Source organism: Pseudomonas sp. ML2-2023-3 (assembly GCF_037055275.1).
In the GTDB taxonomy this organism is placed as follows: Bacteria; Pseudomonadota; Gammaproteobacteria; order Pseudomonadales; family Pseudomonadaceae; genus Aquipseudomonas.
Genome location: NZ_CP146343.1, coordinates 338139 through 355716 on the forward strand (window position 1 = coordinate 338139; position 17578 = coordinate 355716).

Genomic DNA, 17578 nt, shown 5'->3' on the forward strand with positions numbered 1-17578 from the left:
GCGGTTGTTCACGTGTAACTTGTAGTTTGCTCAAGCGAGCATGTACTTCAAGGGACCAGTCCCGTCGAGCATCTCAGCTACCGGCGCCATGGCCAGCTGATCGATACGGGTACTTTCGGCGTGTGCCTCCCAGCGCGCCAGGCTTTCGGCCAGGACATCGCAGTGCTGCGCGAACCCTCCATATACATCTCTGCGACTGGGCACCCTGAACCTCAATTGGTATAGCCCCTCGCGGGTTTTCTGGACGTTGCCCATCTCGCGCATCAACAGATTCATGACTCGCACCTGCTGTTCAAATACACCGTCGGCCCGCGTCATTACCTCACGGTAGTGAGCCCGCAGTTGTTGGGCGACGTGTTCAAGTGCCTGATCCACAAACAGTACTTCACGCTCCGTCACCAGCGAGCAATGGGCATTCAGCGCTTGCTGGCTTCGACGCAGAACCGCCCAACTGCTCGGAATGTAACTGTCGACCATGAACTGCTGGCCAACGTCGACCCGTTGCTTGAGCAGCCCATCGGATTCTGGCACGCCGATTTTTTGCTCAAGCATCGCGTGACTCACAGCATGCTGGGTGACGGTATCGCTCAACGGCCCCCACATCACATGCGACACCTGCCCCTGACCAAACTCCACCGGCATGAAGTGACGCAAGGTTCCGTGATGCTGATAAGGCTCCCCAAGCAATTGGCTCAGGCCTGCCACAAACACCCCAAAACCTGCAGGCACATTCGTAAAGCTGAGCACCGAACCTGCGCGATAAGCCGATAACGGGCTGTTCATCCAGCTTCCAGGGACACTGGGGATCGAGTCGTGATGGTTGACCATGCGCTGATGCACCAGCCCACTGGCTGCATTGACGAAGGCCCCATCTGCTGCACGAGGAGCTCCATAGGTGTAGAGCCGTACGTCGCAAGTCCGGCGCAAACGCAGCATCTGCGCAAGGATCAAACCAATTGCCCCTCCCTGGCTGTGACCGCAGACCAGTACTTTTTGCCCGGCATGGAATTTATCCAGATAAGCATCAACAAGCTCAAACGCCTGCCGTGCAGCTTCGTAAAAACCGCCATGCACCTTTCCCTCGCCTTCTTCAAACGGCACTTGAGGGGCATCGGCATCCTGCAAGAGGTCGGACCAGGAGCAGGTGCCTCGAACAGCAATCAAAATGACTTTGTCGTTATGGGTCACAAAGGTTTGTGCACTTGTACCTTTTGATCCAAAACGAATATCACCGCGAAAATGCACACTGGCCGGGGTCTGCTGATCCGCCCCACCAAGAGGGTTATTGACCGGATACAGCACAGGGTCAAAAGGAACAATTTCCAGTCGTCTGGAGTACGCCACCTCTTCATACAGCGGGTAATAGGACTTGGCTTGCTCCGGGCTGACCTGCCAGTCCCCCATGCTCAACTCCGCACAGGGCGTGGTCACTCGCGACTTGCCTGTGGCGTGCTCGAAAGGACAATTGCTCAACGTGGCCATCAATGCCAACTGGTAAAGATTCAGCGCGCAAAACTGCGAATCGGTAGACAGCAACGGGCACAAGGCTCGCAAGGGCCGAACTTCCAGCAAGGCATGACGACCGACCGCCAGGGATACCCCAAGTGGGCCGCGTTCAAGGGGGTGGTGACAATCGACCATAGGCGGCAAGTGCGAAACATGCTCGACAAGGTGTCGGACTTCAACCTGGAAGTAATCGGTACAGGCATCGATAGGTAGCGGTTTATGCTGCGTGCGGGCGCCGTTTTTATTGAGGTATCGGGTGTGCTCGGCCCTGACCTGAAGCTCGGTAATCTTGAGGGGGTAATGCTTGCGATGGATTAGCCGCGAATACACATCATTGCGACCGCTATATAACTGCCTGAACGTGATGGCAACTGGCTCTACAAGATGATTGCCAACCTCACCGCCTCCAGTGGCATCCAGATGGCCGCTGTGCTTCTTTCCTTCCCTGTCTACGAGCTCATAGACCAACCCTGCATAGGGCTCACCTGCGCCTCGCTCGTCAATCAATTGAAAACTGGTCCTGCTATTACACTTCTGACGTGAGGGCGTGAACATCCGTGATTCCTATAGGCACAGAGGGCAAACTTCAGAAAAAAGCACCCTTAAAATAAAGGAGTGACGCTAACGGATGATCGCGGGACTTTATGTAAGAAAGATCCTATTTTTTATGTGGAATAATCCCGTCTTCCTACGAGCTGATAAATGATCCAGCCCTGCAAAAACTAAAAAGCCCCGACGCTTTGCAGCGCCGGGGCTTGAGTTGACACGCTACACGGGTTTAGCCGTTGAAGACGTCATCAACGCTTTTGAGCGGGTAGTTCTTCGGGTATGGCAGGGTTGCAACACCGGTCTCGATAGCCGCTTTGGCAACTGCGTCGGAGATCAGGGTGATCAGGCGCACGTCCATTGGTTTCGGGATGATGTATTCACGACCGAATTCCAGCTTGATGCCGCCGTAGGCGTCACACACTTCTTGTGGCACTGGCAGTTTGGCCAGTTCACGAAGCGCATTGGCCGCTGCGATTTTCATTTCTTCGTTGATGCGCTTGGCGCGAACGTCCAGAGCACCACGGAAGATGAACGGGAAGCCCAGTACGTTGTTGACCTGGTTCGGGTAGTCCGAACGACCGGTGGCCATGATCACGTCGTCACGGGTGGCGTGAGCCAGTTCCGGCGAGATTTCCGGATCAGGGTTCGAGCACGCGAACACGATCGGGTTAGGTGCCATGCGCAGCAAGTCTTCAGCGCTCAGCAGGTTCGGACCCGACAGACCAACGAACACGTCTGCGCCGTTCATGGCGTCAGCCAGGGTGCGCTTCTCGGTTGCGTGGGCGAATACCGCCTTGTACTGGTTCAGATCGTCACGGCCGGAGTGGATCACGCCGGTGCGGTCGATCATGTAGATGTTTTCGATGGTTGCACCCATGCTCACCAGCAACTTCATGCAGGAGATGGCTGCTGCACCGGCGCCCAGGCAAACGATCTTGGCGTCAGACAGGGTCTTGCCAGCGATTTCCAGGGCGTTGATCATGCCGGCCGCGGTCACGATAGCGGTGCCGTGCTGGTCATCGTGGAATACAGGAATATCGCACTGCTCGATCAGAGCACGTTCGATCTCAAAGCACTCAGGTGCCTTGATGTCTTCGAGGTTGATGCCGCCGAAGGTGATGGAGATGCGTTTTACGGTGTCGATGAAAGCCTGTGGGCTCTCGGAGTCAACTTCGATATCGAATACATCGATACCGGCAAAGCGCTTGAACAACACGCCTTTGCCTTCCATAACAGGCTTGGAGGCCAATGGGCCGAGGTTACCCAAGCCCAGAATAGCGGTGCCATCGGAAATCACGGCTACCAGGTTGCCTTTGCCAGTGTATTTGTAGGCAAGTTCAGGGTCGCGGGCGATTTCGCGTACTGGTTCGGCTACACCCGGGCTGTAAGCCAGCGCTAGATCGCGGGCTGTAGCGGTAGGTTTGGTGAGCTCGACACTCAGTTTCCCTGGACGGGGCTGGGCATGGTATTCGAGAGCGGCGGTTTTCAAATCAGACATGTGGGCATTCCGCTTTTTTGCTGTTGGACAGACGAATCGCCGAGCATACGCGTGTCGCAAAGTCCCGACAAGACTGACCAGTCAGCAGTGTCAAGGGCTTTGCCTTACGACTTTGGCCCAAGAGCCGCGCCCCATAAGGGCTATAGTGTTCACAATCTAGATTAAAAATTGTCTACAATTTTTAATGCGCTGCCACTTTCAGCATCCCCGGATGAGTCAAAGACAACATCCAGCGCGCCTGCCCTTCCTTTAACCCGCCTCGACGCGAACGATCCAGCACCCAGCCTCTGGCCTCGACCTGTTTACCTTGCAGGCCAGCAAGGGTTTTCTGATCGAAATTGGCCAACTGATTGGGTGCAATATGCAGCACCAAACCACCCTGCATATCGATCCAAAGCCCCCCACGATTGCGCTGCACCTTGTCGACCTTACCGCCCACCAGAGCAAAGCCTGAACGGCTGATTTGCTGCGGCGCCAGCACCGGCGATTGCCGCCAAAGCCCCAGGCCTGCTGCCCGGGCACTGCGCTCAGCCGCTTGCTGACAATCGAGCAGTGCGACATTGGGCGCTATCGCCACCTGATACCCCAGGCCATCTGCCAGAAGCTGGGCTTCTAGATTGCTGCCATCAGCACCAAACACATGGGCCAGGGTACGACCATAACGGTCCTGGGCCTGCGTACCCACCAACAGCCCGACCCGGCCATCGCTGCGCGCAACCAGCGCTTGCAGGCGTTTGTGGGCTGCGTCAGCAAAAGGCTCGGCGGACTGGCCTTTCTTACCTGTTTCAGGAGCATTGATACCGATCATGCGCACGCTGCGACCATCCTTCAGACGCAAGGTGTCGCCGTCGGACACGCGCTCTACCAACGCGTAGGAAACAGCGCCAGGGGCCGGGCAAAGCGGCGCAGCCCAAGCGCCGGAAAACCAAATCGCAGGCATAAAAAAGGCGCCCGCAAGGGACGCCTTTTTCAATAACCTGACCAGACCCGAAAGGCTGCTCAAGGTCATCAGCCTTACTCGGCTGCTTTTTCTGCTTCTGCTGCTGGAGCTGCTGCTTTAGCGCCGAAAGCACCAAAACGAGTCTTGAAGCGATCAACACGACCGCCAATGTCCAGAGTCTTCTGCTTACCGGTGTAGAACGGGTGGCACTCGTTGCATACGTCAGTGCCCAGTGGCTTGCACAGGTTCGAACGAGTTTCGAACTTGTTGCCGCAGCTGCAAGTTACCAGGATTGTTTCGTACGCTGGATGGATATCGGCTTTCATGGGGTATTCCTCGGGCTAGCGTGCCGCCACTCAACACCATTGTTGAATACCGCACGTAAAATTAGGGCGCCGATAATACCAGACCTTTGCATTGACGCAAGCGGCCAAGCATGCTCCATCAAAAATCATTCATCTTTCAGCACCTGGCCTTTTAGTCCCGCAGGGCTTTGTCTGCTAGGCTCCGGGCCATCTTTGCCGTTCATCACTTGAGAGCCCCGCGTGCCCGACGCCATTTTGCGCCTTGCCCTGCCTTCCCCCCTGCGCCGACTGTTTGATTACCGGGCGCCTGCTGGCGTGCTGCGCAGTCAACTCCAGCCGGGCATGCGCCTGCGGGTGCCGTTTGGGCGACGCGAGATGATCGGCATCCTGGTCGAAGTGGTCGATCACAGCGAAGTCCCGGCCGACAAGCTCAAACCGGCGATTGCCCTGCTCGACGCCGTGCCGCCGCTGCCGGCTTCCTTATTTAAGCTGTGCCTGTGGACGTCCCAGTATTACCAGCACAGCCTGGGCGACACCCTGAGCTGGGCGCTGCCGGTTTTGCTGCGCCAGGGCGAACTGGCCGAGACTCGCCAGGAGCGTTTCTGGCAGATAGCCCCCGGCGCCCGGATGGACGATCCGCGCATCGCCCGCGCACCGCGCCAGCGTGAAGCACTGGCCACGCTTGCCCAACACCCCCACGGCGTGGCGCATCAACTATTGAGCAAGCTGATGCTGAGCAAAGACAGCCTCGACCTGCTGCTGGCCAAAGAACTGGTGACCGTTGAAGTCCGCCGACACGCACCCAGCGAGCGTCACGAACATTGGCTGGCCCAGCCAGAGCTGCCGCTCAACAGCGAGCAACGGGCGGCCTACGAAGCGATTCGCGCCGGTTTTGACCACTTCCATGCCTTCTTGCTGGCCGGAGTGACCGGCAGCGGCAAGACCGAAGTGTATTTGCAGTTGATCCGCGAGACCCTGCAGGCGGGCAAGCAGGCACTGGTGTTGATCCCCGAAATCAACCTTGGTCCGCAAACCCTGGCCCGTTTCGAGCAGCGCTTCAATGCGCGCATCGCCTTGGTGCATTCGGCGGTCAACGACCGTGAGCGCCTTGAAAGCTGGCTGGCGGCACGGGATGGCGAGGCCGACATTATTATTGGCACTCGTTCTGCGCTGTTCACCCCGATGAAAAACCCCGGGCTGATCATCATCGACGAAGAGCATGACGGCTCTTATAAACAGCAGGAAGGTTTGCGCTATCACGCCCGAGACCTGGCGCTGGTTCGAGCTCGGCAGGAAAACATCCCCATCGTGCTGGGCTCCGCGACACCTTCTCTTGAAAGCCTGCACAACGCCTACACCGGTCGTTATGGCCTGCTGCGGTTGAATGAGCGCGCTGGCGGGGCCAAACAACCGCGCTTCCTGCGTCTTGATGTGAAAAGCCGCCCGCTGGACAGCGGGATATCCGGCCCGATGCAACAAGCCATCGGTCAGACTCTCGCTGCCGGCCAACAAGTCCTGGTGTTTCTGAACCGCCGCGGCTTTGCCCCCACACTGTTATGCCATGACTGCGGCTGGATGTCGGAGTGCCAACGCTGCGATGCGCGCATGACCGTTCATCAGCGCTCCGGCGAACTGCGCTGCCACCACTGCGGCTACGTCGAGCGCGTTCCACGCAATTGCCCGCAATGCGGCAAGGTTGATTTACGCCCGGTAGGCGCAGGGACTGAGCGCGCTGAAGAGCGGTTGGGGATTTTGTTCCCCGACTACCCCGTGCTGCGGGTCGATCGCGACAGCACCTCGCGCAAAGACGCGATGAACCAGTTGTTTGCCACCATTCAAAAGGGTCAACCGTGCATTTTGATCGGCACGCAAATGCTCGCAAAAGGCCATCACTTCCCACGGGTGACGCTGGTCTCGATTCTGGATGCCGATGGCGGCCTGTTCTCCGGTGATTTTCGCGCCAGCGAGCGCATGGCCCAACTCATCGTTCAAGTCGCAGGCCGTGCGGGCCGCGCCGAAGAGCCGGGCAAGGTGATCATCCAGACCCATCTGGCCGACCATCCGTTGTTGATCCAGCTCACTGAGCAGGGCTATTTTGCCTTTGCCGAACAGGCTTTGAGCGAGCGTCGGGCTGCGGGGCTGCCACCTTTCGCGCATTTGGCGCTGCTGCGTGCCGAAGCCCATAAACCCGGACAGGCGGAAGGTTTTCTGGATGAGGCCTGCACCGAGGCTGAACGCCTGCTGGCCGAATTGAATCTGGGCGGCATCGAACTGCTCGGCCCGGTGCCCGCACCGATGGAACGCCGCGCGGGGCGCTACCGCGCCCAGTTGTTACTGCAAGCCAACGCCAGGGGGCCGCTGCATCGATTGCTGAGCCAATGGCTGCTGGCCCTTGAACAAATGCCCAGCGGTCGCCAGGTTCGCTGGTCGTTGGATGTGGATCCGGTAGACCTTTATTAAGTCACCTCATGACACCCGCACCCACCGTTTTGCAGTAATAACCGAACACCGCAGATCCATAACCCGCCTGCTATGGTTGGCAAGGCCGACCCGGCAACGGATAATGCCCAGTTTTTCCACCTGCGCACTGAAGCGCTACCGCGCTTGCGGTCGAAAGAGAAGACCATGAAAGACACCATTCGCCAGCTGATTCAACAAGCCCTAGCTCAACTCGTCACAGAAGGTGTGTTGCCTGAAGGCCTGACGCCAGCGATTCAGGTGGAAAACGCCCGTGACAAAACCCACGGCGACTTCGCCAGCAATATCGCCATGATGCTGGCCAAGCCTGCGGGCATGAAGCCCCGTGATCTGGCTGAAAAAATCATCGCCGCACTGCCGGCCGATGAGCAAATCAGCAAGACCGAAATTGCAGGCCCCGGCTTCCTGAACTTCTTCCAGAACACCCAGGCCCTGGCCTCGCGCCTGGACGCAGCCCTGGCCGATCCAAAAATCGGCGTGCGCAAAGCCACTCCAGCCATGCGCACCGTGGTCGATATGTCGGCGCCCAACCTGGCCAAAGAGATGCACGTGGGCCACTTGCGCTCCACCATCATTGGCGACGGCGTGGCCCGCGTGCTGGAGTTCCTGGGCGACGACGTGATTCGTCAAAACCACGTAGGCGACTGGGGCACCCAGTTCGGCATGCTGATGGCCTACCTGGAAGAAAACCCGATCACCAGCGACGAGCTGAGTGACCTGGAGAACTTCTACCGCGCCGCCAAGAAACGTTTTGACGAGTCGCCGGAATTTGCCGATCGCGCCCGTAGCCTGGTGGTCAAACTCCAAGCCGGCGATCCGGACTGCCTGGCGCTGTGGACCAAGTTCAAGGACATCTCGCTGTCGCACTGCCAGAAAATCTACGAGCAGTTGAACGTAAAATTGACCATGGCCGACGTGATGGGCGAAAGCGCCTACAACGACGACCTGATCAACGTGGTTAACGACCTCAAGGCCAAAGGCATGCTGGTCGAGAGCAATGGCGCCCAGTGCGTATTCCTCGACGAGTTCAAAAATGCCGACGGCGAGCCCCTGCCGGTCATCATCGTCAAAGCAGACGGTGGCTATCTGTACGCGACAACCGACCTGGCAGCCATCCGCTATCGCAGCGGCGTATTGAAAGCTGATCGCGCCCTGTACTTCGTAGACCAGCGTCAGGCCCTGCACTTCCAGCAAGTGTTTGCCGTAGCCCGCAAGGCCGGTTTCATCACCCATCCGATGGAAATGGAGCACATGGGCTTCGGCACCATGAACGGCGCTGATGGCCGTCCATTCAAGACCCGTGATGGCGGTACGGTCAAACTGATCGACCTGCTCAACGAAGCCAAAGAGCGCGCCTACACGCTGGTCAAAGAGAAAAACCCGGAGCTGGCGGAAGACGAACTGCGCGCCATCGCCAAAGTTGTCGGGATTGGCGCCGTGAAATACGCGGACCTGTCCAAGCACCGCACCAGTGACTACAGCTTCAACTTCGACCTGATGTTGAACTTTGAAGGCAATACCGCACCTTACCTGCTGTATGCCTACACCCGTGTCGCGGGCGTATTCCGCAAGCTGGGCAAGGGCTTCGAAGAGGTGCAGGGTCAGATCGTGCTTGAAGCTGCGCAAGAGCATGAACTGGCAGCCAAGCTGGCACAGTTCGGTGAAGTGCTGAACAACGTTGCTGAAAAAGGCACCCCGCACACCCTCTGCACCTACCTGTACGAAGTAGCCGGGCTGTTCTCCAGCTTCTACGAGAACTGCCCGATCCTGAGCGCAGAAAACGAAGCGCAAAAACAAAGCCGCTTGCGCCTGGCTGCTCTGGCGGGCCGTACCCTAAAGCAAGGCCTGGAACTGCTGGGTCTGGAAACTCTGGAGCGCATGTAAGTTGGCAGCCAAGAAAAAACCTGCACCCAAGCGCGGCGCCAGTCGGTACCAGGCACCGGCTAAAAAGCCTATTCCGGGCTGGCTATGGATGGCCATCGGCCTGACCGTTGGCGCATTTATCGTGTTTTTGATGAAGCTTGAGCCCGGCCAGGGCGACGACGTCAAACGGGTCAAGCAAGAGCAGGTCAAAGCCACGAAAGCGGCGGAAGCCAACAAGACAGCGCCTAGCCCGACCCAGCCGGCCAAACCCAAGTACGACTTCTACACCCTGCTGCCCGAGTCTGAAGTGATCGTGCCGCCAGAAGCCGTACCCGAGAAGACCCTGCCAACGCCGCAAACCGCGCCGCTGGCACCGGTCACGCCGGCTGAAGCTGCAAAAATCGACACCGCCCGCGCCCAGGCAGCCCTGAGCGGTATTACACCGCCTCCTGCGCCGCCTGTCGTAAAAGCGGCGCCGGTCACCAAGTTCTTCCTGCAAGCGGGCTCGTTCCGCAAACAGGCCGATGCTGAAAAGGTACGGGCGCAAATCATCCTGCTGGGCCAGACCGCTACGGTTGAAGCCGGTACGGTAAAAGACGAAACCTGGTACCGGGTGCTGGTCGGTCCGTTCAGCAACCGCGATCAATTGACCGTGGCCCAAAAGCAATTGGCGGGCGGCGGATTCAACAACTTGCTGCTGCAACAACGACGCTGACAGCAACCGTTCCCACGGGGTTCCACTGCACCCTGTGGGAGCGGGCTTGCTCGCGATGCAGGCGACCCGGAGTGTCAGGGTAATCGCGGTGATGCCATCGCGAGCAAGCCCGCTCCCACACCACCCTCGCAAAATTCTGCCCCCCGCTCATCCCCATTCCCTCCCCGCTGTTGAAAAATCCGCGACAACCCCCATATGTATTTCCATCAGGCATTTTCGCCCCGCTGCGTGGAGACTCTCCCTTGACCACCATCGTTTCAGTACGCCGCCACGGCAAAGTCGTCATGGCTGGCGACGGCCAGGTTTCTCTTGGCAATACCGTGATGAAAGGCAACGCGAAAAAAGTCCGCCGTCTCTATCACGGCCAGGTAATCGCCGGTTTCGCCGGTGCCACCGCAGATGCATTCACTCTGTTCGAACGTTTTGAAGGCCAACTTGAAAAGCATCAAGGCCATCTGGTTCGCGCCGCTGTCGAGTTGGCCAAAGAATGGCGTACCGACCGCTCGCTGAGTCGCCTGGAAGCCATGCTGGCAGTTGCCAACAAGGACGCATCCCTGATCATCACCGGTAACGGTGACGTGGTTGAGCCCGAAGACGGCTTGATCGCAATGGGTTCGGGCGGTGCATTTGCCCAGGCTGCAGCCCGCGCCCTGCTGATGAAAACCGATCTGTCGGCCCGCGAAATCGCTGAAACAGCACTCGGTATTGCTGGCGACATCTGCGTGTTCACCAACCACAACATCACTATTGAGGAGCAGGACCTCGCTGAATAAGACGCCTGCCGGGCTGGAGTCCCAGCCCGTTTGTGAACCTTACTTTAGCTAGAGGAACGCCAACTACCATGTCCATGACTCCCCGCGAAATCGTCCACGAACTCAATCGCCACATCATCGGCCAGGACGACGCCAAGCGCGCCGTAGCCATCGCGCTGCGTAACCGCTGGCGCCGTATGCAACTGCCCGAAGAGCTGCGCGTTGAAGTGACGCCAAAAAACATTCTGATGATCGGCCCTACCGGTGTCGGTAAAACCGAGATCGCCCGTCGTCTGGCCAAATTGGCCAACGCACCGTTCATCAAGGTTGAAGCCACCAAGTTCACCGAAGTTGGCTATGTAGGCCGTGACGTCGAGTCGATCATCCGTGATCTGGCTGACGCTGCAATCAAGCTGCTGCGCGAACAGGAAATCGTGAAGGTTCGCCACCGCGCCGAAGACGCCGCCGAAGAGCGCATCCTCGACGCCCTGCTGCCTCCTGCCCGCACATTCGGCGAAGAAGCCGCCGTACCGCAGGATTCCAACACTCGCCAACTGTTCCGCAAGCGTCTGCGTGAAGGCCAGCTGGACGACAAGGAAATCGAAATCGAAGTCGCCGATGCCGTTGGCGTGGACATCTCCGCGCCGCCTGGCATGGAAGAAATGACCAACCAGCTGCAAAGCCTGTTTGCCAACATGGGCAAAGGCAAGCGCAAGAGCCGCAAGCTGAAAGTCAAAGAAGCACTGAAAATGGTGCGTGACGAAGAAGCCGGTCGCCTGGTTAATGACGAAGAACTCAAGGCCAAGGCCCTGGAAGCAGTCGAGCAGCACGGCATCGTGTTTATCGATGAAATCGACAAAGTTGCCAAACGCGGTAATGTCGGTGGCGCCGATGTGTCCCGCGAAGGCGTGCAGCGCGATCTGCTGCCGCTGATCGAAGGTTGCACCGTCAATACCAAGCTGGGCATGGTCAAAACCGACCACATCCTGTTTATCGCCTCTGGCGCGTTCCATCTGAGCAAACCAAGCGATCTGGTGCCAGAACTGCAAGGTCGCCTGCCGATCCGCGTTGAACTCAAGGCCCTGTCGCCACAAGATTTCGAGCGCATCCTCAGCGAGCCACACGCATCCCTGACCGAGCAATACCGCGAACTGCTGAAAACCGAAGGCCTGAACATCGAGTTCCTGCCTGAAGGTATCAAGCGCCTGGCCGAAATTGCCTGGCAAGTGAACGAAAAAACCGAAAACATCGGTGCTCGTCGTCTGCACACACTGCTTGAGCGCTTGCTCGAAGAGGTGTCTTTCAGCGCCGGTGATATTGCCAGCGCACAGAAAGACGAGCCTATTCGCATCGACGCCGACTACGTGAACAGCCACCTGGGCGAACTGGCCGAGAACGAAGACCTCTCGCGCTATATCTTGTAAACCGAACACCTGTAGCCGCTGCTGCAGGCTGCGATAAGGCGAAGGCCTTCAACGATCTACGGATCTTGCGCCAACTGCGTTGGCGATCGCAGCCTGCGCCAGCGGCTACAGTGTTTGTGCAATGACCTAAGGTTATGACCATGATCCCCAGCGCCATCAACCTGCACAAAGCCTCCAAAACCCTCACGCTTAAATACCCGTCCGGCGAGCAATACCACTTGCCTGCCGAATTTTTGCGCGTGCACTCCCCGTCCGCCGAAGTTCAGGGCCACGGCAATCCGATTCTGCAATTCGGCAAAATTAATGTCGGTTTGAGCAAGATCGAGCCAGCAGGCCAGTACGCGCTGAAACTGACCTTCGATGACGGACACGACAGCGGGTTGTTTACCTGGGAATACCTCTACCAGCTCGGCGTACGCCAGCAAGAGCTGTGGGCTGACTATCTGCAAGAGCTGGAAAAAGCCGGTAAGTCCCGCGACCCGTCGGTATCGGTCGTAAAGCTGATGCTTTGATCCCGTTGCACCTATCTCTGTAGCAGCTACGTTACTACGTCAGCTGCTACAGGGTTTTATGTGCCTGCAATCAAGCAGACGTTGTGGGTGTAGTTGCCGCTGCCTCAGCCGTAGGCGTTTTGGGAGCCGCTGCGGGCTTTTTGGCAGCAGGCTTTTTGGCGGCGGGCTTGGCTGTTGCGGCTTTGGCAGGTGCAGGCTTGCTGGCCGCCGCAGGTGCCTTGGCCGCAGGTTTGGCTACCGCTTTGGCAGTGGGCTTGGTGGCAGGCTTGGCAGCCGCTTTTACCGCTGGTTTAGCCGTCGATTTTACAACCGCCGGTTTTGCCGCAGCTTTTACTGCAGGCTTTGCCGGTGCAGGCTTGCTCGCAGCCGGGGCCTTGGTGGCCGTGACTTTGGCAGCGGCCGCAGTCAGCTTCTCTATATGCTTGGTCAGCGTCTCGACCTTGGCATGCAGCGCTTTGACTTCTTCTCGGCTGGGTACACCCAATCGGGTAATGGCACTGTTGAGACGCTTATCGAAAGCCTCTTCGAACTCGCTCCATTTCTCCAGTGCCAAATCTTTAACATCTTCAACCCGAGAACGGGCAGATGACGTTGATGCCTTTACACCCTCGGCTACTTTGTGACCCGCGTCCTTGGCCAGCTTTTCGGCTTTTTCGCCATCCTTGACCAGGGTGTCAAACAGCTTGCTGCCATCGGTATCAATCTTCGAGTACACGCCCAGACCTGCCAGCCAGATTTTGCGTGAGTACTCTTCAACCTTGCCAACCCATGAATGACTTTCTTTTGCAGTCGGTTTTTTAGCAGCCATCGTGTTCCCCTTAATGTTAAGTCGCGACGTCAGTGAGCAAGATCGTCGAATCATCAAGATGAACAAAGGTGCTCACCTGCTTCAGGTGTAGACGCTAAACAACCTTGTATCAAGGTGAGCACCACGGTTTAGCGACCCATTAAACGAGCTTGATGTCACCGGGTTGCGCTTCAGACAAGTCAATCTTAAGCAGCGCTTCATCGATATCAGGGAATTCGATTTCTTTCACTGTTCGAAGGGGTTTTAGCAGCGTTCCAGGTATTTGTTCCGAGTCAGCGAACTCTTTTTTCATTAACGCCCCCATCTCGGCTTCAACAGCATGGGCGTTGGCCAGCGCTTCTTGTGCGCCAAACACATACACAAAAAACTGGACCACGCCGGAACCAACCATTACAAAACCCGTTCGTTGCGAACTGGAACTCTGCAATATAAAGCGTTCACCCTCACACCCCGGGACAACTTGATAGCCTCGCGAAGATGAAAAAGACTCTGCAACACGCCTGACCCTGTCTGCCATTACGGCCTCAGTCAGCGTTGTTTTATAAGTAATGGAACACACGTGATAAGTCATGCAGGATTACCTTTGTTGTTTATGTTTAAAACAACACTAGGTAAAAACCCATATAAATTCAAAACAACAAAATCGACCCTGGAATATAAAAAAACCTTCCACATCAACTACAAAAAATATTCGCTTATACGAAGTCAACTATTACAGCGCTTCATTTAGAACATTCTCACAATCATAATTCTGATGCCTGCCTATTCCGGCTCCGCCCACCGCAGATCATCACGACGGGCAGGCGGTTACGATCACGACAGGGCTTTGTCCAGCGACCGTTCGATTTCTGACTGGATCATGCCGCTCATCGCTGACATCAGCAGCCCAAGCTCCACATCGACCTTGACGCTGGTTTCGCTGATTTGCAGGGTGCCGTTCACGCCGGAGCGTTTCAACTTTACGGTGTCACCGGCCCAGGCAGGGGTCAGGCCGTACTGGCTGGCCAGTTTCTCGACCAGAGGCTGGGCTTTCTCACGTGCAGCCTCAAGGCCCAGGCTGTGGGTACGTTCAACGCTGATACGCGCCATGGCGTCGCTCCTGTTAAATAAAGCCGCCACTATACATTCACCCTCGCCAAGACAAAGCCGGCCACCGGGATTAGAATGGCCAGCATTCTCTTTTGGTGACAGCGATATGACTGATCAGCGCAAAGGCAGCGATGCCGAACCCACCACTCACTTCGGCTTCAAAAACGTACCGGAAAGCCAAAAGGCCGAGAAAGTCGCCGAGGTTTTCCACTCTGTAGCCGGCAAATATGACCTGATGAACGACGTTCTGTCAGGCGGCATGCACCGTCTGTGGAAGCGCTTTACCATCGAATTGTCCGGCGTTCGCCCTGGCAACAAGGTGCTGGACATCGCCGGTGGCACCGGTGACCTGGCCCGCAAGTTTTCCCACCTGGTAGGTCCGACCGGCCAAGTGATACTGGCCGACATCAACGCCTCCATGCTCAAGGTCGGCCGCGACCGCCTGCTGGACAAGGGCGTAGCCGGCAATATCGAGTTCGTTCAGGCCGACGCTGAAAAGCTGCCGTTCCCGGACAACTACTTCGATTGCGTGACGATCGCCTTCGGCCTGCGCAACGTGACCCACAAGGAAGACGCCCTGCGCTCCATGCTGCGCGTACTCAAGCCGGGCGGCCGCCTGTTGGTACTGGAGTTCTCCAAGCCGACCAACGCACTGATGTCCAAGGTCTATGACACTTACTCGTTCGCCTTCATGCCGATGGTGGGCAAGCTGATCCTCAACGACCCGGACAGCTATCGCTACCTGGCCGAATCGATCCGCATGCACCCGGATCAGGAAACCCTGAAGTCAATGATGGTCGAGGCCGGTTTTGACCGCGTGACGTATCACAACATGACTTCCGGCATCGTTGCCCTGCATCGCGGCATCAAGCCCTGATGTTGCTGCGCGGCCTTCTCGCCAGCGTCGAACTCGGCGTCAACCGCATAGTGCGGCTGGACAGCACGGCCCTGGCGCGCTTGCGACCCTTGACCGGCAAGTTGATTGCCGTCGAGTGTGCGAGCCCCTCGCTGCACCTGTTCATTCTGCCCAGCGATGAAGGCCTGCTGCTAGCTACCCAATGGGCGGCCGACCCCGACTGCACCCTGCGCGCTCCCGCCTCCAGCCTGCTGCGCCTTGCCTTGAGCAAGGACAAAAGCACCATCCTGCACAGCCCTGAAGTCGAGCTGGAAGGCGACAGCGCGGTGCTGATGGAACTGGCAGCGGTGCTGCAAGACCTGGAGCTGGATTGGGAGTACGAACTCTCGAACTGGATCGGGCCGGTAGCCACGGCATTGATCGGGGGGCATGTGCGCAGCCGTGCCAACTGGTACCAGCAAGGCTTCGCCAGCCTCAATCAGAACCTGGCCGAATACCTGAGCGAAGAAGCCCGTACCTTGGTCGGCGAACGTGAGGCGCAAGCGCGCTTTGACGAACTCGACCAAATCAAACTCGACCTGGATCGCCTGGAGGCACGCGTTGAGCGCCTCTCCCGATCCCTCAATTCCAGCGATAACGCATGAAGCTGCTTGCCATACGCCGTTTGTTTCGTATCCAGCGCGTCGTCATTCGCTACCGACTGGATGACCTGCTGTTCGCCCTGCCGTTGCCGTGGTGGATGCTGTCCCTGCGCTACGCGCTGCCGTGGCGCTGGTTCCCGCGCAAAAAGCTGGAGCTGAGCCGCGGCGCGGCCCTGCGCCTGGCCCTGCAGGATCTGGGACCGATTTTCATCAAGTTCGGCCAGATCCTTTCTACCCGTCGCGACCTGCTGCCCGCCGACATCGCCGATGAGTTGATGTTGCTGCAAGATCGCGTGCCGCCGTTTGACCCGCAGTTGGCCGTCAAGCTGATCGAAGAGCAACTGGGCGCCAGGATCAGCGAAGTGTTCAGTCGCTTCGACATCCAGCCGTTGGCCTCGGCCTCGGTGGCCCAGGTGCACTCGGCCAAGCTCAAGACCGGCGAAGAAGTGGTGGTCAAGGTTGTGCGCCCGGGCCTCAAGCCGATCATCGGTTCCGACCTCGCCTGGCTGTTCATCCTGGCCCGCACGGCCGAGCGCCTGAGCGCTGATGCCCGCCTGCTGCACCCGGTGGACGTGGTGACGGACTACGAGAAAACCATTTACGACGAACTCGACCTGTTGCGCGAAGCGGCCAACGCCAGCCAGCTCAAGCGCAACTTCGAAGGCTCGCCCCTGATGTACGTCCCGCAGATCTACTGGGACTGGTGCCGCCCGAAAGTGCTGGTGATGGAGCGAATCTACGGGATTCAAGTCACAGACCTCGAAGCACTGGCAGATCAGCGCACCGACATGAAGATGCTGGCCGAGCGCGGGGTTGAAATCTTCTTCACCCAGGTGTTCCGCGACAGCTTTTTCCACGCCGACATGCACCCCGGCAACATTTTTGTCAGCACCGTTAACCCCTGGGCCCCGCAATACATCGCCATCGACTGCGGCATCGTCGGCAGCCTGACCCCCGAGGACCAGGACTATCTGGCGCGTAACCTGTTTGCCTTTTTCAAGCGCGACTACCGCCGTGTGGCGCAGTTGCACATTGATTCTGGCTGGGTACCGGCCCACACCAAACTCAACGAGTTTGAAGCGGCCATCCGCACCGTGTGCGAACCGATATTCGAAAAACCGCTCAAGGAAATATCCTTTGGCCAGGTGCTGATGCGCCTGTTCCAGACGGCTCGGCGCTTCAATATGGAAGTCCAGCCGCAGTTGGTGTTGCTGCAAAAAACCCTGCTCAATATCGAAGGCCTGGGGCGCCAGCTGTACCCCGACCTCGATCTGTGGAGCACCGCCCAGCCGTTCCTCGAGCGCTGGATGCGTGAGCGCGTGAGCCCCAAGACCCTGCTGCGCAACCTGCACAGCCAGGTCGAGCAAATCCCGCACCTGGCCGGCATGACCCGCGACCTGCTGGAACGCATGTCGCAACCACACGCCAACAACCCGCCATTGATCGTTCGCGAGTCTCGCGACGGCTGGTTCCTGCGCCTGATCGGTGCCGGGCACTTGGCAGCTGGCGCATTGTTGGCCAGTATCGGTCCGCTGCACACTGCAGGCTATTGGCCTGCCGGCATAATGCTGGCCGTAGGCTTGTATCTGATCGTGCGCCGATAGCCAGCTCCGGGCGAGGCTGGCAAACTGTGAATTCACCA

General features: G+C 58.1%; 16 protein-coding genes. 9 read left to right on the forward strand and 7 right to left on the reverse strand.

The annotated features are described in order from the left end of the window. Positions 1 to 30: 30 nt before the first annotated feature. From V6P94_RS01420 to rpmE, 4 genes are all read right to left on the reverse strand, one after another. Entirely contained in the window at positions 31 to 2013 is a 1983-nt protein-coding gene (locus V6P94_RS01420) for a lipase family protein (RefSeq protein ID WP_338648927.1), read from the reverse strand. A 271-nt stretch (positions 2014 to 2284) separates the two neighbouring features. Next, a complete protein-coding gene (locus tag V6P94_RS01425) occupies positions 2285 to 3553 on the reverse strand; it encodes a malic enzyme-like NAD(P)-binding protein (protein ID WP_019825268.1) in 1269 nt (422 codons plus the stop codon). Positions 3554 to 3734: 181 nt separating this feature from the next. Next, positions 3735 to 4562, reverse strand: coding sequence for a thermonuclease family protein (locus V6P94_RS01430; protein WP_133076758.1), 828 nt, complete (start codon positions 4560 to 4562; stop codon positions 3735 to 3737). A gap of 5 nt (positions 4563 to 4567) precedes the next feature. After that, entirely contained in the window at positions 4568 to 4819 is a 252-nt protein-coding gene (gene rpmE / locus V6P94_RS01435; RefSeq protein ID WP_019825265.1) for a 50S ribosomal protein L31, read from the reverse strand. A 219-nt stretch (positions 4820 to 5038) separates the two neighbouring features. On the opposite strand from rpmE, the gene V6P94_RS01440 reads away from it, so the two are divergent. From V6P94_RS01440 to V6P94_RS01465, 6 genes are all read left to right on the forward strand, one after another. After that, complete coding sequence (locus V6P94_RS01440; protein ID WP_133076759.1) at positions 5039 to 7258, forward strand: primosomal protein N'; 2220 nt, start codon at positions 5039 to 5041, stop codon at positions 7256 to 7258. Positions 7259 to 7423: 165 nt separating this feature from the next. Next, the gene (argS, locus tag V6P94_RS01445; RefSeq protein ID WP_326427549.1) at positions 7424 to 9160 is read left to right on the forward strand and encodes an arginine--tRNA ligase; all 1737 of its coding nucleotides are present in this window, start codon (positions 7424 to 7426) and stop codon (positions 9158 to 9160) included. 1 nt (position 9161) lies between these two features. Next, on the forward strand, positions 9162 to 9854 hold the full coding sequence (locus tag V6P94_RS01450) for an SPOR domain-containing protein (protein ID WP_133076761.1): 693 nt from the start codon (positions 9162 to 9164) through the stop codon (positions 9852 to 9854). A 242-nt stretch (positions 9855 to 10096) separates the two neighbouring features. After that, positions 10097 to 10627: an ATP-dependent protease subunit HslV gene (hslV, locus tag V6P94_RS01455; RefSeq protein ID WP_003438754.1), complete on the forward strand. Its 531-nt coding sequence runs from the start codon at positions 10097 to 10099 to the stop codon at positions 10625 to 10627. Positions 10628 to 10695: 68 nt separating this feature from the next. Beyond that, positions 10696 to 12030 carry an ATP-dependent protease ATPase subunit HslU gene (hslU, locus tag V6P94_RS01460; RefSeq protein WP_133076762.1) on the forward strand — a complete coding sequence of 445 codons (1335 nt, stop codon included), beginning with the start codon at positions 10696 to 10698 and terminating at the stop codon, positions 12028 to 12030. A gap of 140 nt (positions 12031 to 12170) precedes the next feature. After that, positions 12171 to 12542: a gamma-butyrobetaine hydroxylase-like domain-containing protein gene (locus tag V6P94_RS01465; protein ID WP_219262202.1), complete on the forward strand. Its 372-nt coding sequence runs from the start codon at positions 12171 to 12173 to the stop codon at positions 12540 to 12542. Positions 12543 to 12612: 70 nt separating this feature from the next. On the opposite strand, the gene V6P94_RS01470 is transcribed toward V6P94_RS01465, so the two are convergent. From V6P94_RS01470 to V6P94_RS01480, 3 genes are all read right to left on the reverse strand, one after another. After that, positions 12613 to 13350 carry a phasin family protein gene (locus tag V6P94_RS01470; RefSeq protein WP_133076764.1) on the reverse strand — a complete coding sequence of 246 codons (738 nt, stop codon included), beginning with the start codon at positions 13348 to 13350 and terminating at the stop codon, positions 12613 to 12615. A gap of 139 nt (positions 13351 to 13489) precedes the next feature. After that, complete coding sequence (locus V6P94_RS01475) at positions 13490 to 13921, reverse strand: hypothetical protein (protein WP_133076765.1); 432 nt, start codon at positions 13919 to 13921, stop codon at positions 13490 to 13492. 242 nt (positions 13922 to 14163) lie between these two features. Further along, complete coding sequence (locus V6P94_RS01480) at positions 14164 to 14439, reverse strand: polyhydroxyalkanoic acid system family protein (protein WP_338648928.1); 276 nt, start codon at positions 14437 to 14439, stop codon at positions 14164 to 14166. Between the two features lie 106 nt (positions 14440 to 14545). Between V6P94_RS01480 and ubiE the strand changes: the two genes are divergently transcribed. The 3 genes from ubiE to ubiB are packed head-to-tail and all read left to right on the forward strand — an operon-like array spanning position 14546 to position 17540. Next, complete coding sequence (ubiE, locus tag V6P94_RS01485) at positions 14546 to 15316, forward strand: bifunctional demethylmenaquinone methyltransferase/2-methoxy-6-polyprenyl-1,4-benzoquinol methylase UbiE (protein ID WP_338648929.1); 771 nt, start codon at positions 14546 to 14548, stop codon at positions 15314 to 15316. Further along, on the forward strand, positions 15316 to 15939 hold the full coding sequence (locus tag V6P94_RS01490; RefSeq protein WP_133076767.1) for an SCP2 sterol-binding domain-containing protein: 624 nt from the start codon (positions 15316 to 15318) through the stop codon (positions 15937 to 15939). Before ubiE ends, V6P94_RS01490 begins: the two co-directional genes overlap by 1 nt. After that, positions 15936 to 17540: a ubiquinone biosynthesis regulatory protein kinase UbiB gene (ubiB, locus tag V6P94_RS01495; RefSeq protein WP_133076768.1), complete on the forward strand. Its 1605-nt coding sequence runs from the start codon at positions 15936 to 15938 to the stop codon at positions 17538 to 17540. Before V6P94_RS01490 ends, ubiB begins: the two co-directional genes overlap by 4 nt. Positions 17541 to 17578 lie beyond the last annotated feature (38 nt).